The organism is Streptomyces sp. NPDC048196 (assembly GCF_040652715.1).
Lineage (GTDB): Bacteria > Actinomycetota > Actinomycetes > Streptomycetales > Streptomycetaceae > Streptomyces > Streptomyces siderophoricus.
Genome location: NZ_JBEZMM010000051.1, coordinates 1 through 20298, shown reverse-complemented (window position 1 = coordinate 20298; position 20298 = coordinate 1). Strand labels below are relative to the sequence as shown.

Below are 20298 nucleotides of genomic sequence, written 5' to 3'. Positions count from 1 at the left end.
GCCGGGTCGTACAGGTGCTGTCGGGCCAGCAGGTCGCCGGGGGTGTCGGCGTCCCGGACCAGGTGCGCCCGCCCGCGGTGGACCAGCACCTCGGCGGGGTGGCCGTGGGAGAGGAAGAACACCGGTGAGGCGCTCGGGCCGTACGCGCCGGACCGCCGTACGCCGAGGAGGTCACCGGTCCGCAGCGGCGGCAGCGGCACCTTCTTGCCGATGGTGTCGTTGGGCGTGCACAGCGGTCCGGTGATGTTCCACGGTTCGGTGGCGCCGGTGCCGGGCCGGTTGAGCAGTTCGATGGGGAAGTTCCGCTTGACGAACGACCCGATGCCCACGGCGGCCATGTGGTGGTTGGTGCCGCCGTCGGCGACCGCGAAGTTCTCCCCGGCCGAGGTCTTGGTGTAGCCGACCCGGACCACGTACGTCCCGCTCTCGGCCACCAGATAGCGCCCGAGTTCCATGATCAGCCGGGTGTCGGGGTGGGCTTCGGCGAAGGCGTCCAGGACCGGATTGACGCCGGCCGCCAGCCGCGCCAGGTCGAGGTCGCGTTCGCCGTCGAAGTAGGCGACGCCGAGGCCGCCGCCGACGTCGACCATCTCCAGGGGAAAGCCGTGGTGCGCCGCGATGCGTTCGGCGAGGTCGAGGATGCGCTCGGTGTTGAGCACGACGGCCTCCTCGCTGAGGATGCGGGTGCCCATGTACACCTGCACGCCCATCAGCCGCACCTGCGTCAGCTGCTTGCCCAGCGGTTCCGACCCCAGCAGCTGTTCCTCGTCGATGCCGAACTGGCGGGGCTTGCCGCCCATGGTGAGCCCCGAACCCTTCACGGTGAAGCTCGGGTTGACGCGCAGCGCGACCGGAGCGGTCAGCCCCAGCTCCCCGGCCAGCTCCTCGATCGCCGCCAGTTCCTGGAAGGACTCGCAGATGACCGCGTACACGCCGTGGCGGAGGCAGGCGCCGAGTTCCTCACGGCTCTTGCCGGGGCCGAGGAAGACGATGTCGCGGGCGGCCACCCCGGCCGCCCGTGCGGTCAGCAGCTCGGTCAGCGAGGAGACCTCGGCCCGGGCCCCGTGCGCGTGCAGCAGGGCGCAGACGGAGACGTTCGGATTGGCCTTGAGCGAGTAGAAGATCTCCAGCCGGGGGTGGAGCAGCTCGTTCAGCGCGTCCATGCGGCCGGTCAGGCGGTCGCCGTCGTAGAGGTACAGCGGGGTGCCGAACTGCTCGGCGAGGGTGGTGATCCCGAGGTTCTGCACGGTGAACTCAGCGGGCATCGGCGGGCTCCTCCGTAAGGGTGGCCAGTTGCTTGGAGACGGCCTCGTCCAGCGCGGGGAGCCGTTCGGGGGCGCCGACCAGCAGTCCGTACAGCCGCCCCTGGTAGGGCCCGGAGCCGGCGCCGGCGTTGACGGTGGCGAAGTTGTTGACGACCAGCCCCTCCTCCCCCGGCGCCCGCAGCAGCAGGCCGTCCAGCAGCCGGCGCACGGCGGCGAACGGCAGCTCCCGGCGCAGCCGGAGGGGGTAGTGGCGGGCGAGGGCGGACTGCCCCGGGGCGAGCACGTGTTCCTGGAGCCGGACCTGGTAGGTGGACATGTTGTTGCGGGCGTTGATCTCGATCACCGGGAAGACACCGCCGTCGGTGTCCACGATCGCGTCGATGCCGGCCACGCCGAAGAACCCGTCGGACGCCAGTTGCTTGCCGAGCAACCCGGCGGCGTGTCGGATCACGTCGAGCTGACGTGACGTCAGGTCGGGCGGGAAGCGGTGGCCCTTGTGCACCCCGCCCTCGGTGAGGGCCTCCTTGACGAAGTCCAGCCGCACGGTGCCGTCCCGGCCCACGGTGATCTGGTAGTTGAGGTCCCGGTCCTTGGCCACCCGTTCCTCGATCACGAAGGCGGCGCCGTCGGTGCCGGCGGCACGGGCGCTCCGGGTGATCACGGTGTGCAGCCGGTCGAGCCGGCGCCGGCCGTCGACGACCGCGATGCCCTTGCCGGAGACGCCGAACGCCTCCTTGACCATCAACCGCGTGCCCTGCTCGCACAGTTCGGCGGCGTCCGGCAGCACGGCGTCGAGTTCGCCGAGCGTCTCGCAGGCCCAGCCGCGCGGCTGCCGCAGCCCGGCCGCGTCCGCGGCGCGCCGGCTGTAGACCTTGCTGTTGACCGCCTTGCACAGCGGTGCCGGCGGGGCGGCCAGCGGGATCCGGGCCCGGGCGGCGAGCTCCTCCTCCAGGGCGGAGACGCCGTGCGGGGCCAGCAGCGCGCCCCGTTCGGCCAGTTCCCCGAGGGTGGCGATCAGCGCGTCGTCCGCCAAGGCATCCCGGGTGACCATGTGGTCCGGCCGCTGGTCGGCCACCACGTGCACGGTGGGCAGGGCCAGGCCCAGCCCGCGCAGGTGGTCCAGGTAGTCCTCGTCGGGCCGGGACTTGAGGACGACGTGGTCGTCGGCGTCGCCCAGCAGCAGCGCGAACTCCTCCATGCGGTTGACCACGGCGCTGTTGCCGGCCGACGAGAGCCGGGGCAGCCCGGTCTCGCCGCGGGCCCACTCCTCCTCGACCTCGAAGTTGCCCAGGAACACCAGGGACGCACCCGGGTCACCGGCCACCGCGGTCTTCAGCCGCCGGCTGAAGTTCTCCTCCACCGCATCTCCGTCCTCCCCGTACACCCGGGGCGCTCAGTGCTCCACGACCATCGCGGCGAAGCACGCCCCGAGCCCGACGGCCACCATCAGGTAGTGGTCACCGGGGCGGAGTCTGCCCAGCTCGCAGGCCGTGACGTAGTTGACGAACGGGTCGGCCCCGAAGCAGTGCCCGGTGCGCGGGACGTTGTCCAGGAGCACCCGTTCGGTGCGGGTGCCCAGCCGGTCCGCGAGGTTCGTCCACGCGACCCGGTTCACGTTGTGCGGCAGCACCAGGGCGATCTCGCCCATGGTCAGCCCGGCGGCGCCGACCGCCTCGTCGATGACCTCGGTGAGGACGTCGGCGTACATCCCGCGGAAGGACCGGGCCGCCTCCGGCGTCATCACCATCTTCGGGTGGCCGGTGGACACGGTCCGGGTGGCGAAGCCGCGGACCCGGTCGCGGGTCCCGGACGCCGCCACCAGTACGGCGGCGGTCGCCTCGCCGGTGGGGCCCACCCCGGGCACGAACTGGGTCTCCCGGGTCAGTGCCTTCTCCCCGGTCAGGATCAGCGCGAGCGCCTCGGGGTCGCCCTCCTCCGCCAGCAGCGTCCCCGCGACCTCCACCGCCAGCAGACCGGAGGCGCAGGCGTGCTCGGTCAACGCGAAGGTGCGGGCGTGCCGCAGCCCGGCCTCGCGCCGTATCTCCTGGAGCACGCTGTGCGGATACGGCGACGGCGCACGCAAGGTCCGGGCGCGGATCAGGAAACGCACCCGCTCTTCCGCACCCCGCAGCGACGGCAGTTTCTCCAGGGCGGAGAGGAGCAACTCCTTCTCCGGGACCTCCTCGTCCCAGCAGATCCGGGAAAGTCCGAACCCCCGGATGTAGCGGCGCAGTTCCGCGTCCGTGAGTCCCAGGTCGTGCTGACGCTCCGCGAGGGAAACCGGTGACGGCCAGTGCGTGGATACCTCGACTATTGAGGTCACAGCCCGCCGACTCCTTTCGAGCCCGACTGTCCCCGAATTGGGTGCGGGGAACGGCCCCAAAGTAATCGCGCCGATTGACGAGGCACTGACTGAGCACTGACCACGCCGATCAACGGCCGGTGGTATTCGCCGGGTGAGCGTCCGGCATCCAGTCCGTCCCCTGACCCATTTCGAGCCATCACACGTCTTTTCCCTGCGCGCGACGAGGAAAGGCCGTGGCCAAGGAGAATCCACCCTTCCGCAACCTCGCCGCCGCGCGGGGCGCCGGCGCCCGCGCCCGGCCCGTACGGGTCTGCCGTCCCGTGCCCTCCCCGGCCCCGGGCGGACCGGCACCCCCGGCGGCGGCCGCCCCCGGGATTTTCCGTAAGGGGAAGGCAAAAGCACCTCTCGCGCGATATCACTGACCAGTACGGCGTGTGTTAGCTTGGCGTGGCCGAAAAGCATGGACCCACGCTCAGCACGTAGTACGCGCACAGTGATGGTCAGCAGCTCAGGCCCAGGGGGGACCAGCTCATGCAGCAATGCCGGACCGTTGTCCAGTGGGGAATCTCCCGGAGGCTCGCTCGTTCGCGAGCCTGACCTCATCGCCCCGCGCACGGAATTCTCCCGTCCGCTTTTCCGGGGGAAGTAGGGGTTCTTGGTGCATGCCCACGCATGCGCCGTTCTGCACCCGCAACGACCAGGCGGGATCACGCGTTTGTGCCCGTCCGGCGACGCCGAAGTGAGGACAGGGGAAGACGCCGAATGCCGCGTACAGGGAGCAGGCGCCGAACGCTGACCACCGGGAGAAGAAGAATGGAAGACAGATGGCTGTGCACATCCTGAACGGGGACAACATGGACACGGGCGAGGTGTCGGTCGGCTTACTGGGCCCCTTACAAGTCGCCCACCGGGGGAAGTCCTACGGCGTCGGGCCGAACCGTGCCCGGGCCCTGCTCGCCGTGCTCGCCCTCTCCGCCCAAGAGGTCGTCTCCATCGACTTCCTCATCGACGAACTCCTCACCGACCGGCCCTGGAAGAACCCGAAGAACGCGCTGCAGGCCGGGGTCCACCGGCTGCGCGACGCGCTGGAGCGGATCACCGGGACGCCGGGCACCCTGATGGTGCGCACCTCGGCCAACGGCTACCTGCTGGACGTCCCGCCGGTCCGGGTCGACGCCCACCGGTTCGACACGCTCGCCGCACAGGGGGCGGCCCTGCTCCCGCACGCGCCCGACGAGGCCGTCGCGGTGCTGGAGGAGGCGCTCGCCCTGTGGCGCGGGGACGCACTGCTCGACGTGCTGGGCGGCCTGCGCTGCCAGAACCAGATGAGCCGGCTGGCCAGCCAGCGGCTGAGCACCCTGGAGGACCTCTACGAGGCCAAGCTGTTCGGCGGCGGCTACCGCGTGGTGAACGGGCTGGAGCAACTCGCCCTGGAACACCCCGAACGCGAGCGCCTGACCGAGCTGCTGATGGTCGCGCTGTACCGTTCCGGGCGCCAACAGGAGGCCCTCGCCACCTTCCAGCGGGTCCGCTCCTGGCTGCAGGACGAGCTCGGCGTGGAACCGGGCCGCAAGCTGCGCAGCCTGCAGCGCGCGATCCTCACCCAGGACGTGGCCATCGACGCGCGACTGCCCCAGACATCTGCATCATGACGTTCCGTCAAAATACTTGCCCAGCAAGGGATTCGGCAGACCGCTGACGCGGGCGTCGCGTCAGGGAGGCGGCCGGCGTCGCCCGGCCGCCTCTCGGCCGTCGTCAAGAGGGTGCGCCAGGAACCGCTCCTCGACCCGCGCCGAGCGGCCGTGCACCGCCAGCGCCCCGGCGTACCGGGGGCCCGGCTCCAGGTCGAACAGGGCGAACGGCCCGGCGGCGTACGGTCCCCGCCACGCCACGAGCGCCGCCGAACGGCCCGGTCCGGAGACGGTGATGTCGCGCTTGGGCACAACGATGCCCAGCCCGACCGCCTTCAGCAGGGCCTCCTTCCGCGTCCAGTACACCGCGTAGGCCACGTTCCGCCGGTGCTCGGGGAGCGCCTGGAAGGCGCGGTACTCGTCCTCGGCCAGCACCCGCGGGGCCAGCCGCCGCACGGACCGGGCGGGGACCCGCTCGACGTCCACCCCGGGCTCCGGGCCCTCGGTGACGGCGAGTACCACCCGGTCACCGGCATGGGCGAGTGAGAAGCGCACCCCGGCACCGGGCACGAACGGCTTGCCGTGCGGACCGCCGCAGTGCCGGCACCGCCGGTGCAAGGCCACCCGCCGCGGCGGCGTCCCGGTGAGCCGGCCGATCACCGTTCTGATCAGCGCCCGTCCGGTCGTCAGACGGGCCCGGTCCGCCGCCTGGTGCAGCCGTTCGCGGCGGGCCCGCTCGTCCGCGTCGAGCAGGGCCCGGGCAGCCGGATCGTCGACGAGGGGGGCCCACCACACCCGGCACACGGGGGCTTCGGCCACGGCCCGGCTCACCCCTGCCCGTCGACGGCCTGCCGGCCGGTCAGGCCGAGGAAGACGTCGTCCAGCGAGGGGCGCCGCCGCGCGAAGTCGACCACCTCGATCCCGGCGCCGTGGAGCGCGGACGCGGCGGCGGCGATCCCGGCGAGCCCGTCGTCGAGCTGCCAGCCGAGTACGCCGCGCTGTGCGTCCTCCGTCAGTTCGCCGGTCACCACGGTGCGCAGGGTCCGGCGTGCCGTGGCCAGGCCCGCCGCGTCGGCGAGGGTGATCTCCAGCCGCTCCTGCCCGACCTTGCGCTTGAGCGCGTCGGCGGTGCCCTCGGCCACCACCACGCCGTCCGCGATCACCGAGATGTGGTCGGCCAGTTGGTCGGCCTCCTCCAGGTACTGCGTGGTCAGCAGGACGGTGACGCCCTGCGCCACGAGTTCCCTGATCACGTCCCACAGCGCGATCCGGCTGGCCGGGTCGAGGCCGGTGCTGGGTTCGTCGAGGAAGATGACCTCGGGCGAACCCACCAGGGTGCTGGCCAGGTCCAGGCGCCGGCGCATCCCGCCGGAGTAGGTGCCGAGCGGCCGCCCGGCCGCGGCGCCGAGGCCGAAGCGTTCCAGCAGTTCCCCGGCCCGGGCCCGGGCGTCCCGGCGGCCCATCCCGAGCAGCCGCCCGAGCAGCGTCAGGTTCTCCCAGCCGGTCAACTGCTCGTCGACCGCGGCGTACTGGCCCGACAGGCCGATCCGGCGCCGCACCTGCCGGGCCTCGCCCGCCACGTCGTACCCGGCGACCCGGACGGTCCCGGCGTCGTGCCGCACGAGGGTGCTGAGCACGCGCACGGTGGTGGTCTTCCCCGCGCCGTTGGGACCGAGCAGTCCCAGTACGCTGCCGGCCGGCACGCGCAGGTCCACCCCGCGCAGCACCTCGACGCCCTTGTAGCTCTTGCGCAGTCCCTCGACCTCGATGGCCGCCGTCGCGTCCGGCACGTCGTCAGGCTCCCCGGTTACCGAGACGGGCGGGGTCCAGGTCCGTCCAGTGCTCCTCGACGTAACCGGCGGCCTCCTGCCGGGTCACCGAGGTGAGCACCGGCCGCCAGCCCTCGGGGACCTCGGCGAACGCCGGCCAGAAGCTGTGCTGGTTCTCGTCGTTGACCAGCACGTGAAAGGTTCCCTCTGCATCGTCGAACGGGTTACTCATGGGCCGCCCCTCGTCCTCTCGCCTGCCGGCGTGGTCCTGCTCACTATGCTCAAGCGCGCTGACGCGGGACTGACGAACGGCTGAGCACGGCCGCCGGTCCGCGCACCGGGTATTCGGGCTGCGTCCGCCCGGAGAGCAGCCGGTCGGGGCGCGGCGCGGCGGGCCGGCCCGTGATCCGCCCGAGGAGCTCCGCCGGGCCGCTGCCCGACTCCCCGCGGTCCCCGTGCGTCCCGCGCCAGGCGCACCAGGCGGGCAGCGCGACCACGCCGACGAGCAGCTCGACGGCGACGGCGGAGACCGCGGCCACCACGGCCGCCGACCGCATCTGGGCCAGCGGCCCGACGGCCGGGAGCCACCCGGCCACCACCAGTAGGGCGGCCGGCGCGGCGAGCGGGAGCCCGGCGCGGCAGCAGCCGTCCTGGGCGGCGGCGCCGGCCGGCATGCCCAGGCGCCGGTTCTCCCGGATCCGGCCCGCCGCCCGCACGTACCGGGGCAGGACGAGCGCCGCCAGCACCAGCCAGGCGGCCACCGGCGCCCACCGGCCCGCCGGCGGGCCCTGGCCGGCCGGTGCCACGAACACCGGCGCCAGGTCGCCGAGCACCACCCATGTCACGGAGATCACCAGGGCCATGGACAGCACGACCAGCGGACCGAGCACCCAGGACCGCAGGGCCAGCGCGGCGCCGGCCGCGGTGAGGACCAGCAGCACCGCTCCCCCGGCCGACCACGGCCACGGCGCACCGGAGGCCGCCCGGGTCAACACCCCGGCGAGGAGGGCGAGTACCCCGGCGGCCAGGACGAGGCCGGCCGGCGCACGGTCCGTCACCCGGCCGAGCACCGCGCGGTGCAGCCGGGACGCCCGGGAGGACTCCGCCCGGCGGGGCACGCGGCGCGGCGCGGCGCGGCGGCACCGGTCGCCGAGCACGAGCGCGGCGGGCACCGCGACGGTCGCCGTCACCGTCGCCACCACGGCCACCACCGCCGTCCCGACCGCGACCCCGGGCGCTGCCGGGGCCCCGGTCACCGCGAGCCCGGCCGCGGTCAGCAGCAGCAGGCCGGCGCTGCGCACCACGGACCGGCCGGAGGTGCCGGCCACGATGGTGAGCGCCGCGGCGGGACGGTATCCGCGGGTGCTCTCCTCCCGGTACCGGCGTACGTGGGCGGGGAGCAGGTCCAGGCCCAGCACCAGGCCCACCACGGCCACCACCGCGGCGGCCGGGGCTCCGCCCGGCGTCACCAGAGCGCCGAGCGCCGCCAGTCCCCCGCCCCAGGCGAGCGTCGCGAGCTGCCGCAGGCGCGTCCCGCCGGCCGTGGCTAGGGCACCGGTGACCAGTGCCAGGAGCGCCACCGGGGGCCCGAACCGGCCGGCCACGCCGAACGGCCGGACCAGGGTGCCGAAGAAGACCGCGAGACCGACGACGACCAGCCAGCCGCGGACCGCCCGTTCCGGATCGCCGACGGCCCACCGTGCCGTACCGACGACTCCGCACCGAGGTAACGCCATATGCCTGCCACCCTTCTCCCTCGGGCCGGCGGGCAGCAGCCCCCGCGGTACGCAGGGGCTGCTGCCCGGGGCTCGATGTGTCACCTGGTCGCCGCTCGGTCGTCGGACGGGTCGGCGAGGTCGCAGGGGATCTCGAAGGCCACCGTGGTGGGGCCGCCGTCGGGGCTGGTGATCGCGAGGGGCCCGTCGAAGACCGCCAGCCGGCGTTCGACCCCCTTCAGACCGTTGCCCTTCTTCAGGTCGGCCCCGCCCGCGCCGTTGTCGTGCACCGCGACGCGCAGCGCACCGTCGGCGTGCCGGATGTCGACGTGTGCCTCACGGGCCCCCGCGTGCTTGGTGACGTTGGCGAGGAGTTCGGCGATGGAGAAGTACGCGGCGGACTCGACCGGCTCCGGCAGCCGTCCCGGCAGGGAACCGGCGACCTGGATCTTCAGCGGGATGCCGAGGGCGAGGGTGCGGACCGCGTCGACCAGACCGCGGTCGGCGAGCACCGGCGGGTGGACGCCGTTGACCAGGTCCCGGATCTCGTTGAGCGTCTTGGTGGAGTCCTGCTTGGCGGCCAGGAGCAGGGCGCGCGCCGCCTGCGGGTTCTCCTCCAGCAGGGACTCGGCCGCGGAGAGCGTCATGCCGAGGGCGACCAGCCGCACCTGCGCCCCGTCGTGCAGGTCCCGCTCGATGCGGCGGATCTCCCCGGCCTGCATGCGCATCGCGTCCGACCGTGAGTGCGTCAGGTGGTCGACGCGTGCCGACAACACGGTCCGGGAGGTGCCCAGTACGGCACGCACCCAGCGGCCGTGCAGCGGCAGCATCACCCGGGGCAGGTACCCCACCGAGACCACGATCTCCACGACGCCCAGGCCGGCCGCCCCGATCGCCGCGGGCAGGCTCTGCACCGGCAGGAAGAGGAACCAGGTGTTGTCCCAACTCTCCACCACGGGCTGCCAGATGAACGGCAGGATCAGCCCGAACAGCCCGTGCGCCAGGGCCACCGCGGGCAGCAGCGCCAGGACCGGTCCGATGCAGGGGTTGATCAGCAGCCAGAGCAGATCACGCCAGGTGGCCGGATCCCCGATCATCCGGTGCACCCGGCGCAGGCCCGGCAGCCGGGCCTGACCGGGTGGTTCGGGTGCGTACGGCTCGGGCACCCGCACCCCCGTCCACTCCAGGGCGAGCCTGCGCTGCAGCCGTGCGTCGGCGCGCACGGTGTCCAGCGCCCCGGGCAGCAGCGGGATCCCGACGCCGACGCAGGCCAGGGCGACCACGAGGGTCACCCAGACCAGGAGCAGGACCTCGGTCAGCGCCAGTCCGGTCAGCACCACGCCTCGCCATAACAGGGCGGCGGACCCGCCCCAGCCGGGCCTGAGGCCCACCACGGCACCATGCTCGTTCATCGTCGCCTCGTTTCACTGTCAGCGGTAGGTGGATCAAGCATCCCCTGAGGCACACCGCGACGCAGGGGAGCTAACTCCCCTCTTTCGGGCGCCGTTCCGGTGCCGGACCTCCGTTCGGCACCGGACGGCCCGTACGGCCCGGGACGGCTACGACGCCGGTCCGTCGTTCCGGTCGGCGGATCCGTCGTTCCGGTCCGCGGACCCGTCGTAGCCGCTGGTCCCCGCGTCGAGGAGCGGCATGCGGCGCTGACCGGCGGCCCGGGAGAGCCAGCGGAGGGAGTGGTAGCCGGTCAGCACGATGAGCGTCCCGAGGGCGATGCCGCTGAGTTCGAAGTGCTCGGTGAACTTCAGCGAGACGCCTCCGATGGCGATGATGATGCCGGCCGCCGCGGGGATGAGGTTCAGCGGCACGGTGAAGTCCACCCCGTTCCGGATCCAGATCTGGGCACCCAGCAGGCCGATCATGCCGTAGAGGATGACCGTGATGCCGCCCAGCACCCCGCCGGGGATCGCGGCCACCACCGCACCGAACTTCGGGCACAGGCCGAACAGCACCGCGAAGGCCGCCGCGGCGGAGTAGGCGGCGGTGGAGTAGACCCGGGTGGCCGCCATCACGCCGATGTTCTCGGCGTACGTCGTGGTGGCGGGGCCGCCGACCGCGGTGGAGAGAACGGTGGCCGTGCCGTCGGCGACGATGGCCATGCCCATCTTGTCCTCAAGCGGGTCGCCGGTCATTTCCCCGACCGCCTTGACGTGTCCGGCGTTCTCCGCGACCAGCGCCACCAGGACGGGCAGCGCCACGAGAATTGCGGAGGCCGAGAAGTTGGGGGCGTGGAAATCCGGGAGGCCGATCCAGTGGGCCTTCTCCACACCGGAGAAATCGATGCGCCAGTGGTCGGTCACCTTCCCCGCACCATTGGCGGAATGAATCATTCCCGCGGTGCGGTCGAGAACCCAGGACAGCACGTATCCGAAAACCAGACCCAGGAAAATGGCAATACGCGACCAGAACCCGCGCAGGACCACGAGGGCGAGACCAGTGAACAACATGGTTGCCAGGGCCGTCCATTGATCCTGCGGCCAATAGACGGACGCCGTCACCGGGGCGAGATTGAAACCGATGAGCATCACGACCGCACCGGTCACCACGGGCGGCAGAACCGCGTGGATCACCCGGGCGCCGAGGATGTGGATGACGATTCCGCAGCCCGCCAGAGCGGCACCCACGACGAGCATCGCACCCGTCAGCGTGCCGGCGTTTCCGCCCTGGCCGGCGATGACGGCGGACACCCCGACGAAGGACAGCGACGACCCCAGGTAGCTCGGAATGCGTCCGCGGGTCATCACCAGGAAAAGCACCGTGGCCACGCCCGACGCCATCAGGGCGAGGCTGGGGTCCAGCCCCATCAGCACGGGTGCGACGAAACACGCGCCGATCATCGAGACGACGTGCTGGGCGCCGAGCGCGATGGTGCGGCCCCACGTCAGGCGCTCGCCGGGCCGGACCACCTCCCCCGGATTCAGGTGCCGCCCGTCCCCATGTAGCTTCCACCCGAAGCCGGCCATGATCACTCTCCACTTCCGCGACGCCCTGCACGTCACAGAGCCGAGGTGATTCATAGTCGAACGACTGCGTCAGGACAAACCGCGTCGACGGCCCGGCCGCCGCTGCCGGGCGCGAGCGCGCTGCCGGACGGGGGACCTCGCCGTACGACCAGGACCGGGGGGAGGGACACCCCCGGGAGCTGCGCTCCGCCGTACCACGAGGTCCCCGGGCGCCCCGGGCCTCAGTGGCCGTACTTCTTGACCGCCTGGTAGTACGTCCAGGCCAGGGCCTTGCAGGAGACCTTGCGGGCACCCGAGTAGCCGCCGCAGACCCGCTTCAGGTCCTCGTACAGCGCCTTGTCCAGCCGGGCCTTGTTCGCCTTGAAGGTGCCCATCCGCTTGTAGTTGCGATAGCCGAAGTCATGGCGCGCACAGCGGAGGTGGAAGGGAAAGCCGAGGGGGTTGTCGGGCGACTTGGAGCAGTAATCGGTGTTCCAGTCGAAGCGGTAGGCGGCCCATTTCGACCGGTGATCCCGGGCGGCGGCCCACTGCGTGTAGCTGGCCGCGCCGGTCTGGGTCCAGTTCGACAGCACCCGCGGCTTGTCGGCGGGCACGGCCTGGGCGGCCGGGGCGGGAGCGGCTGCGGTCAGCAGCGCCGCTATGGCCAGGAGCGGGGCGGTGAGTGCGGGTATACGTCTTCGGGACATGCGCCAACCTCCGGAATTCTGCACCACGTTCACCGCGGCGCTTCCTGGAACGCGAAAAGATATGGGTTTCTCAAAGGCCGTTGCCGCTCTTGTGGCTCTCCGGAGAGCCACAAGAGGGCGCGCCGATTATTACCCCGTTCCGGTCAACGCCGCCCGGGAAACGCGGATTTCCGCAAGGCAACTGTCAGGCTGGGCGGATGACGACGATTCAGGAATCCGGCGAACCGGGTCGGATCGGCACCGCGTCACCCCGGCAGGAGCCGCCCGGCGACGTGGCCGGGGTGCTGGCGCGGATGCGGGCGCTGGACGCGGCGCTGCCCGCCGGGGACGGGGTGGCCGTCTTCAACGGCGTGTATCTGACCGTCACCGAGGCGGTGGCGCGACGCCTCGGTGACGGTGCCTTCCGGGACCCGGCGGCCGCCGGGGAGCTCGACGTCCGGTTCGCCCGGCGCTATTTCGCCGCGGTGGACGCCGCGGCCGCCGGGCTGCGGCCGCCGGCCTGCTGGCGCCCGCTGTTCCAGTTGCGCCGCCACCCCGGCGTCCATCCGCTGCAGTTCGCCCTGGCCGGGATCAATGCGCACATCGGCCACGACCTCGCGCTCGCCGTGCTGGACACCTGCCGGGCGCTGCGTTGCGAACCGGCGGCGCTGGAGGGCGACTTCGACCGGGTGGGCGGGGTGCTGACGAGCCTGGAGGAGCGGATCCGCGAGCAGCTGATGCCCGGCCCCGATCTGCTCGACATCGCCGATCCGCTGACCCATCTGATCGGTTCCTGGAGCCTGGACAAGGCCCGGGACGGCGCCTGGGTGGCGGCCCGGGCCCTGTGGAGCGTGCGCCGGCTGCCGGAGGTAACGGAGGAGTTCACCGAGCGGCTGGACGCCGGCGTCGGCCTGGTGGGCCGGGTGCTGCTGACCCCGCTGCCCGGCTGAGCCCGCCCGCCGGCCCCGTAGGCACCTTCCTGCGAACTCCCTTGTGCAGTAGGTAAGTTGAAGGAGCCACGAACAAGGGAACGGCACCGACGCGACACCCGACCTCCACCCCGCACCCCCACCCCACACCGACACCAAGGAGTGCGCCGCATGGCCATCCGACTCGGTCTGAGCCTTCCGCAGATGCGGCAGTACGCCATCGGACGGGACGTTCCCGACGTGGCCCGGGCCGCGGAGGAGACCGGCTATCAGAGCCTGTGGGTCTTCGAGCGGATCCTGTTCCCGGAGCCCGCCACCCAGGGCCTGTACGGCATCCCGGGGCTGCCCTGGCCCGACCAGTACCGCTCGGTCGCCGACCCGCTGGTGACGCTGGCCCTGGCCGCGGGCGCCACCCGGCGGGCCCGGCTGGGCACGAGCGTGCTGGTCGCCCCGCTGCACGTACCGTTCCAACTGGCCCGCCAGCTGGCGTCGCTGGACGCGGCGAGCGGCGGCCGGGTGGTCGCGGGCCTGGGTACCGGCTGGTCACTGGACGAGTACGCGGCCGCCGCGGTCGCCCCGTTCGAAAGGCGCGGGAAGGTGCTCGACGAGCTGATCGATGTCTGCCGCGCGGTGTGGGGCCCGGACCCGGTGGCGTACGACGGCGAGCTGACCACCATCGCCCCGTCCGAGGTCGGGCCCAAGCCGAAGGGGCCGCTGCCGATCCTGCTGCCCGCCAACAGCCCGCGGGCGCTGCGCCGGCTGGTGGACCGGGCGGACGGCTGGATGCCGGTCGGTACGGGTGCCGAGCGGCTCGCCGAGCAGTGGAAGCGGCTGCAGGAGCTGGCCGCCGAACGGGGCCGCGAGGAGCCGGTGCAGAGCGTGCTGCGGGTGAACACCGAGCACACCGGCGCTCCGTACGAGGGCCCGGGCCGCCGGCCGTTCCAGGGCAGCGTGGCGCAGATCGTCGAGGATCTCGCCGCGCACGCCGCGGTGGGCGTGGAGGAGATCCTGATCGATCTGCAGGGCCACGCCCGGGACGCCGAGGAGCTCAAGGATCTCGCGGCGGAGGTGTACACGGCGGCGCGGGCGGCCGGGGTGTGACCGGCCGCCCGCGCGGGCTGGGAGGAGGGGCCCCCGGATGAAGCCCCGGGGGTGGAGCCGAGGTCAGTCCTCCGGCAGTTCGACCGGGGCGATCTCGTCGTACACGTCACCAGGGCCGGGGTTGGTGGCGTCGGTGGTGCCGCCGAGGTGGTGCATCACGCCCCACACCGCGTTGAGCGCGGTCTGGATGGCGCCCTCGGCCCAGCCGGCGGTCCAGGAGATGTCGTCGCCGGCGAGGAAGATGCCGCGCTTGTCCTCGGGGAGGCGGTCCTGCATGAAGTGGGTGAACAGCCGCCGCTGGTAGCGGTAGTGGCCGGGCAGGTTGGCCTTGAACGCGCCCATGAAGTAGGGCTCGTTCTCCCAGGAGACGGTGACCGGGTTGCCGATGATGTGCTTGCGGATGTCGACCTTCGGGTAGATCTCGCCGAGCGACTTCAGCATGACCTCCATCCGCTCGTTGGCGTCCAGCGGCAGCCACTTGAGGCTGTCGTCGCACCAGGTGTACGAGAGGCAGATGACGGCCGGCCGGTCGGGGCCGTCGTCCAGCAGGTAGGTCCCGCGGGTCATCCGGTCGGTCAGCGTCATGGACATCACGTCGCGGCCGGTGTCCTCGTCCTTGTCCAGCCAGAACGGCCGGTCGACGGGGACGAAGAGCTTGGACGACTCCATGTAGTGGGTGCGCTCGATCGCCGTCCAGTGGTCGATCGGGAACAGCTCGTCATCACAGGCGATCTTGGACAGCAGCATCCACGACTGGGCGGTGAAGACGACCGCCTTGTAGGAGCGGATGTCGCCGGAGGCGTCGGTGACGGTGACGCGGTTGCCGGCGGTGCGGTGCAGCCGGGTCACGGCCGGGCGGGGCGTGCCGTCGTGCAGCGACGACAGCGAGGTGCCCTGGGCCCAGTGCACGATCTTCTGCGGCTCGCGCTCCCACAGGCGCAGCGGCAGCTGCTGGGAGCCGCCGACGATGCCGCGGTGGTGGTCGTCGGCCTCGGTGTAGACGACGCGCAGGATCTCCAGGATGGAGTTGGGGAAGTCGGTGTCCCAGCCGCCGGTGCCGAAGCCGACCTGGCCGAAGATCTCGCGGTGGCGGAAGGACTTGAAGGCGTCGGAGTCGCAGAGGAAGCCGTAGAAGGTCTGGTTGTCGAGCTTCTCGACGAGCTTCGCCCAGATCTCGCGGATGCGCGGTACGTCGCGCTCGCGCATGGCCTGGTTCATGTCGGAGAAGTCGGCGCCCTCGTCCAGGCACTTGTTCCAGGCGTCCGCGACGTCCCGGTAGACCTGGGGCAGGTCGTCGACCGTCTCGGCGTAGTGCGACTCGCCCTTGAGGTCGACGACGGTCGACGGGGTCGACTCGGCGAGCGGGTTGGGGAACGGCTTGGTCTCGAGGCCCACCATGTCGATGTAGTGCTGCAGCGCCGTCGAGGACGGCGGGAAGCGCATCGCGCCCAGCTCGCAGTTGAGGCTCTCCTCGCAGCCGTCGAAGCCGACGGTGCGCAGCCGGCCGCCGATCTGGTCCGCCTCGTACACGACGGGCTTGAGGCCCATCTTCATCAGCTCGTAGGCGGTGACGATGCCGGAGAGGCCGCCGCCGATGATCGCGACCTCGGTGCCGTGCTCGGTCGCCGGTATCTGGCCGAGGCCCGCCGGGTGGGCGAGGAAGTCGTCGTACGCGTACGGGAAGTCCGGGCCGAACATGGTGATCGGCGGCTGCGCTTCGGTGTGCGGGACGGCGGGGGGCACCGTGGACGTCATGGGGTACGGACTCCTTGCGGGGAAAGCTGAAGGCGGGGCGGGGCGGTGGGGGGAGGGTCAGACGAGGGACCCGTAGAGCTCCGGGCGGCGGTCGCTCAGGTAGGGGTTGGTCTCGCGGGAGGCGTCGAGGAAGGCCGGGTCGACGTCGGCGGAGACCAGCTCCTCGCCGCGGCCGGCGCGGGCCCGGGCGACGCCGTCCGGGCCGACGAGCGTGGAGAGCCCGACGAACTCGAACTCCCCTTCCGGACCGGTGCGGTTGACGTACGCGATGTACATCTGGTTCTCGAAGGCGCGGACCGGGACCAGCGATTCCGCGACGAACTGGAACGGGTGCATCTGCGCGGTGGGCACCAGCAGCAGGTCGGTGCCGGCCAGCGCGTGCGCCCGGACGTTCTCCGGGAACTCCACGTCGTAGCAGATCATCAGGCCGATGCGGAGGCCACCGAGCTCGGCCTGGACGACCGGCCGGTCGCCCGGCGTGAACCACTCGCGCTCGAAGCAGCCGAAGAGGTGGGTCTTGCGGTACGTGGCGAGGCGCTCACCCCGGGCGTCGATCAGCTGGACCGCGTTGTAGACCGTGTCACCGTCCCGCTCGGGGAAGCCGTAGGCGATCGCCAGGCCGTGGTCCGCGGCGATCCGGGCGACGGCGTCCGCGGAGGGGCCGTCGGCGGGCTCGGCGAGCTTGGGCACGTCCGCGCCGATGGCGTAGCCGGTGAGGAACATCTCGGGCGCGGTGAGCAGTCCGGCGCCCTGCGCGGCGGCCGCGCGGGCCGCGCCTTCGAGGACGTGCAGGTTGTGGGCGACATCGCCGGGCCGGCCCGAACTCTGGAGCAGGGCGGTGTGCAGCGATGTCATGGGACCCCTCGGCGAACGGTTCGGGCGGGACGCAATGACGGTACGGGGCGGTGACGATTCCGGACAAGGCGCCACCGTTGCGTGCGGCCGGACGATTCATTGCGCGTTCAAGCGCCTCCGCGGCGATTCGTTGCGCCAGAGGTCATCGGGCCTCCGGCGGGGGTCCGGCGGCGATCGTTTCCCCTACCACCCGGCGGACGAGTCCGCGCAGCCAGACGTGTCCGGCGTCCGCCTCCTGGCGGGGGTGCCAGGCCATCGCCATGCTCATCGAGGGCAGGTCGAGCGGGATGGGCAGGGTGCGCAGGTCCAGGGCGCGGACCGTCGAGGCGGCGATCACCTCGTTGGCGAAGCCGACCGCGTCGGTGTCGCGGACCATCATCAGCGAGGCGGCGAAGGTGGGGACGGTGGCGATCACCTTGCGGCGCAGTCCGAGGGCGGCCAGCGCGGTGTCGATGGGGCCGGTGAGCCGGCCGCGGCGGGTGAAGTTCAGGTGCGGCGCGGCGGCGTAGCGGCGGGCGGTGAGCCGGCCCTCGGTGAGCGGGTGGCCGTCGCGGACCACCGCGACCCCGCGGTCGGTGAACAGCTCCTCGGAACGGATCTCCGGTTCGGTGCTGTCGATCACCCCGAGTTCCAGGTCGGCGGCGCCGTCCCGGAGCAGCGGCACGTCGACATGGCTCTCGCCGAGGAAGCGCAGCACGACCTGCGGGGCCTCCTCGGCGACCCGGGCGACCAGGCGCGGGCCGACGGCGGTGACGACGAGGTCGTTGGCGCTGAGGGTGAAGGCCCGGGCCAGCTGCGCCGGATCGGCGGGGGCGGCGGGGGCGAGCACGCCGTGGGCGGCGTCCACCAGCCGGCGCACCTCGGCCCGGATCTCCAGGGCGCGCGGGGTGGGGACCATGTGGCGGCCGGCGCGGACCAGGACGGGGTCGCCGAGGGTGCGGCGGATCCGGCCGAGGGCGCGGCTCATGGCCGGTCCGGAGAGGCCGAGGCGGTCGGCGGCCGCGGTCACGCTCTCTTCTTCGAGCAGCGCGTCGAGGGCCGTCAGCAGGTTGAGGTCGATGTTTGCGTTTCGCGCAATCATGAAGTGCACACCTTGCATTTGAGGTTAATCCACGGTGACCCTAGCGTCCCGCCCATGACCTCGACACTGCCTCCGTCCCCTTCCTCTTCCTCGGATTCCTCTTCCTCGGACTCCCTTCGCAGACCCTCGGCCGGCCCCGGCCGGCGGCGTGCGGTGACGGCCGCGATGTGCGCCTGTGTGCTGGTCGCGCAGTCGCTGGTGGCCGCGATGAACCTCGCGATCCCCCGGATAGCGTCGAGCGGACTGCATCCGTCCGCCGCCCAGCTGCTGTGGATCGTCGACACCTACGTCCTGGTCTTCGCGGGGCTGCTGATCCCCGCCGGGGCGCTGGGCGACCGCTACGGCCGCAAGGGCGTGCTGCTGACCGGGCTCGGGGTCTTCGCGACGGGTGCCCTGCTCAGCGCGGTGGCGGGCTCCCTGCCGGTACTGCTGGCCGGCCGGGCCGTCTCGGGCGCGGGCGCCGCGCTGCTGGTCCCGGCGACCATGTCCGTCCTGCTGCACGCGACCCCGCCGGACCGCCGGGCCGGGGCGGTCGCCGCCTGGAGCACGGCGCTGGGCATCGGCGGCATGGTGGGCAACGCGGGCGGCGCGCTGATCCTCCAGTACCTGCCCTGGCAGGGGCTGTTCTGGGCGTACGTGCCGCTCGGGCTGGGCCTGCTGGCGTGGGTCGCCGCGGTCGCGCCGCGGGTCCCCCGGCAGACCGCCGCGCTGGACCTGCCGGGCTCGGTGCTGCTGGTCCTCGGGGCGGGCGCGCTGCTCTTCGGCATCATCGAGGGCCCGGAGCGGGGCTGGGGGTCGGCCACGGTGACGGGGGCCTTCGCCCTGGCGCTGGTGGTGTTCGCGGTGTTCGTCCGGCACGGTCTGCGGGCCGCGCATCCGGTGCTGGACCCGCGGCTGTTCCGGCTGCCGCGGCTGCGGGCCGGCGCCCTCGGGATCGCCGTGACGTTCTTCGGGATGTTCGCGCTGTTCTACGTCAACGCCCAGTTCCTGCAGTACGTGAAGGGCTACTCGCCGCTGCAGACCGGGTTCGCGATCGTGCCGCTGGCCGTCGGGATGATGGCGGTGACGCGGTACGGCATGCGCTGGGCGCACCGGACCGGCGAGGCCAGGGCGGTGGGTGCGGGGCTGGGGCTGATCGCGGTGGGCCTGCTGTTGATGTCCACCGCCGACGCCGGCACCCCGTATCCGCTGTACCTGGTGTTCCTGCTGGTGATGTCGGTGGGTGCGGGGCTGGCGATGCCGACGCTGTCGCATGCGATCGTGGCGTCGGTGCCGGCCCACCGGTCGGGGATGGGCTCCGGACTCCAGGGCGCCGCACGGGAGTTGGGGGCCGCGCTGGGGATCGCCGTGGTCGGGACCGTGCTGTCGGTGCGGTTCGCCGCGGGCACCGGGCACGGCGCGGCGGTGACCACCGCGTTCACCGAGGCCACCGCGCTGGGGTACCGGATCGCGGCGGGCGTGGTGCTGGTGGCGGGGATCGCCGCGGTGGCCGGTCTGCGGACCCGGGCGCGCTCCGGGCACCCCGGCGCTTGACCTAAAGTCCACTTGAGGCAGCAGGCTCGGCGGTATGACCTCCACCGAAAGCGCCACCGCGGCGATGCAGTACCAGCTCCAGTACCTGACCGACCGGGCCGAGATCGGCGACCTGATGGACCGCTGTCTGCGCTCCCTCGACGAGGGGCGGTTCGACGAGGAGTGGGCCCGGGCCTTCCACACCGAGGACGTCACCGCCGAGATGCCGATCGGCACGGTCCACGGCCGCGGCGCCCTGCTGGCCCGCGTACGGGCCGGGATGGCCCTCTTCGACCGGACCGTGCACCTGGGGACGAACCCCGTCATCGAGATCGACGGGGACCGGGCCACCGTGCGCGGCGCCCAGCTGAGCACCCACGTCCTCGCCGACGGCTCGGAGGAGGTGTTCGTCTCCGCGGGGCACACCGACAGCACTCTGGTGCGGACCGCGGACGGCTGGCGGATCGCCGCCACGTCGCTGCGGATCGTCTGGACCCGCGGCACCCCGCCGCGGGTGCCGGCCGACCTGGGTGCACAGGCGCCGGGGGCCTAATGCCCTGTCGTCACACTCCCGCCTGCCTCGCGACGCCTGGCACGCACCGGACGCCGCGAGGCCCGCCCTCCGGGCGAAGGACGGGAGTGTGACGACAGGGCCTAGCTGTGCTGTCCGGACAGGTTGGTGACGCGGCTGGCTGGGGTGTGGCCGCTGATTCCGGTGTGGGGTCGGTGGTAGTTGT

17 protein-coding genes and 1 pseudogene are annotated in these 20298 nt (G+C 72.5%); 5 read left to right on the top strand and 13 right to left on the bottom strand.

Features of this window, described 5'->3' with window-relative positions; translation table 11 throughout:
* Window positions 1-5: 5 nt before the first annotated feature.
* The 3 genes and pseudogenes from AB0E02_RS32520 to AB0E02_RS32510 form a co-directional block, all read right to left on the bottom strand.
* A pseudogene (locus AB0E02_RS32520) lies at window positions 6-1265 on the bottom strand (type III PLP-dependent enzyme); the annotation flags it as partial.
* On the bottom strand, window positions 1255-2625 hold the full coding sequence (locus AB0E02_RS32515; RefSeq protein WP_362146120.1) for a hypothetical protein: 1371 nt from the start codon (window positions 2623-2625) through the stop codon (window positions 1255-1257). The gene AB0E02_RS32515 and the pseudogene AB0E02_RS32520, both read right to left, overlap by 11 nt.
* Before the next feature lie 33 nt (window positions 2626-2658).
* Entirely contained in the window at window positions 2659-3588 is a 930-nt protein-coding gene (locus AB0E02_RS32510) for a 3-oxoacyl-[acyl-carrier-protein] synthase III C-terminal domain-containing protein (RefSeq protein ID WP_362146117.1), read from the bottom strand.
* Between the two features lie 806 nt (window positions 3589-4394).
* On the opposite strand from AB0E02_RS32510, the gene AB0E02_RS32505 reads away from it, so the two are divergent.
* Window positions 4395-5222 (top strand): AfsR/SARP family transcriptional regulator, encoded by an 828-nt coding sequence (locus AB0E02_RS32505; protein ID WP_362146114.1) that lies wholly within the window; start codon window positions 4395-4397, stop codon window positions 5220-5222.
* A gap of 60 nt (window positions 5223-5282) precedes the next feature.
* Here AB0E02_RS32505 and AB0E02_RS32500 read toward each other — a convergent pair whose 3' ends face one another.
* The 7 genes from AB0E02_RS32500 to AB0E02_RS32470 form a co-directional block, all read right to left on the bottom strand.
* Entirely contained in the window at window positions 5283-6020 is a 738-nt protein-coding gene (locus AB0E02_RS32500; protein WP_362146111.1) for a 4'-phosphopantetheinyl transferase superfamily protein, read from the bottom strand.
* An 8-nt stretch (window positions 6021-6028) separates the two neighbouring features.
* On the bottom strand, window positions 6029-6991 hold the full coding sequence (locus AB0E02_RS32495) for an ATP-binding cassette domain-containing protein (RefSeq protein WP_362146108.1): 963 nt from the start codon (window positions 6989-6991) through the stop codon (window positions 6029-6031).
* 4 nt (window positions 6992-6995) lie between these two features.
* Window positions 6996-7202, bottom strand: coding sequence for an MbtH family protein (locus AB0E02_RS32490; RefSeq protein WP_201802445.1), 207 nt, complete (start codon window positions 7200-7202; stop codon window positions 6996-6998).
* A gap of 49 nt (window positions 7203-7251) precedes the next feature.
* Window positions 7252-8706 carry a hypothetical protein gene (locus AB0E02_RS32485; RefSeq protein ID WP_362146103.1) on the bottom strand — a complete coding sequence of 485 codons (1455 nt, stop codon included), beginning with the start codon at window positions 8704-8706 and terminating at the stop codon, window positions 7252-7254.
* 80 nt (window positions 8707-8786) lie between these two features.
* Window positions 8787-10097, bottom strand: coding sequence for a sensor domain-containing protein (locus AB0E02_RS32480; RefSeq protein WP_362146100.1), 1311 nt, complete (start codon window positions 10095-10097; stop codon window positions 8787-8789).
* Window positions 10098-10244: 147 nt separating this feature from the next.
* Window positions 10245-11663 carry a solute carrier family 23 protein gene (locus AB0E02_RS32475; RefSeq protein WP_362146097.1) on the bottom strand — a complete coding sequence of 473 codons (1419 nt, stop codon included), beginning with the start codon at window positions 11661-11663 and terminating at the stop codon, window positions 10245-10247.
* A gap of 221 nt (window positions 11664-11884) precedes the next feature.
* On the bottom strand, window positions 11885-12349 hold the full coding sequence (locus tag AB0E02_RS32470; RefSeq protein ID WP_030412039.1) for a phospholipase: 465 nt from the start codon (window positions 12347-12349) through the stop codon (window positions 11885-11887).
* A 272-nt stretch (window positions 12350-12621) separates the two neighbouring features.
* On the opposite strand from AB0E02_RS32470, the gene AB0E02_RS32465 reads away from it, so the two are divergent.
* Both AB0E02_RS32465 and AB0E02_RS32460 read left to right on the top strand, forming a co-directional pair.
* Window positions 12622-13278 (top strand): DUF5995 family protein, encoded by a 657-nt coding sequence (locus AB0E02_RS32465; RefSeq protein WP_362146177.1) that lies wholly within the window; start codon window positions 12622-12624, stop codon window positions 13276-13278.
* A 150-nt stretch (window positions 13279-13428) separates the two neighbouring features.
* Window positions 13429-14358 (top strand): LLM class F420-dependent oxidoreductase, encoded by a 930-nt coding sequence (locus tag AB0E02_RS32460; RefSeq protein WP_362146092.1) that lies wholly within the window; start codon window positions 13429-13431, stop codon window positions 14356-14358.
* 63 nt (window positions 14359-14421) lie between these two features.
* Here AB0E02_RS32460 and AB0E02_RS32455 read toward each other — a convergent pair whose 3' ends face one another.
* The 3 genes from AB0E02_RS32455 to AB0E02_RS32445 all read right to left on the bottom strand — a co-directional run bounded on the left by AB0E02_RS32455 (window position 14422) and on the right by AB0E02_RS32445 (window position 18049).
* The gene (locus AB0E02_RS32455; protein WP_362146089.1) at window positions 14422-16113 is read right to left on the bottom strand and encodes an NAD(P)/FAD-dependent oxidoreductase; all 1692 of its coding nucleotides are present in this window, start codon (window positions 16111-16113) and stop codon (window positions 14422-14424) included.
* Between the two features lie 57 nt (window positions 16114-16170).
* Window positions 16171-16968 carry a carbon-nitrogen hydrolase family protein gene (locus tag AB0E02_RS32450; RefSeq protein ID WP_362146086.1) on the bottom strand — a complete coding sequence of 266 codons (798 nt, stop codon included), beginning with the start codon at window positions 16966-16968 and terminating at the stop codon, window positions 16171-16173.
* A gap of 142 nt (window positions 16969-17110) precedes the next feature.
* Window positions 17111-18049, bottom strand: coding sequence for a LysR family transcriptional regulator (locus tag AB0E02_RS32445; RefSeq protein WP_362146083.1), 939 nt, complete (start codon window positions 18047-18049; stop codon window positions 17111-17113).
* A gap of 153 nt (window positions 18050-18202) precedes the next feature.
* Between AB0E02_RS32445 and AB0E02_RS32440 the strand changes: the two genes are divergently transcribed.
* Together AB0E02_RS32440 and AB0E02_RS32435 are read left to right on the top strand one after the other, a co-directional pair.
* The gene (locus AB0E02_RS32440) at window positions 18203-19582 is read left to right on the top strand and encodes an MFS transporter (RefSeq protein WP_362146080.1); all 1380 of its coding nucleotides are present in this window, start codon (window positions 18203-18205) and stop codon (window positions 19580-19582) included.
* Window positions 19583-19616: 34 nt separating this feature from the next.
* Window positions 19617-20114: a nuclear transport factor 2 family protein gene (locus tag AB0E02_RS32435; RefSeq protein WP_362146077.1), complete on the top strand. Its 498-nt coding sequence runs from the start codon at window positions 19617-19619 to the stop codon at window positions 20112-20114.
* Window positions 20115-20298: the final 184 nt, after the last annotated feature.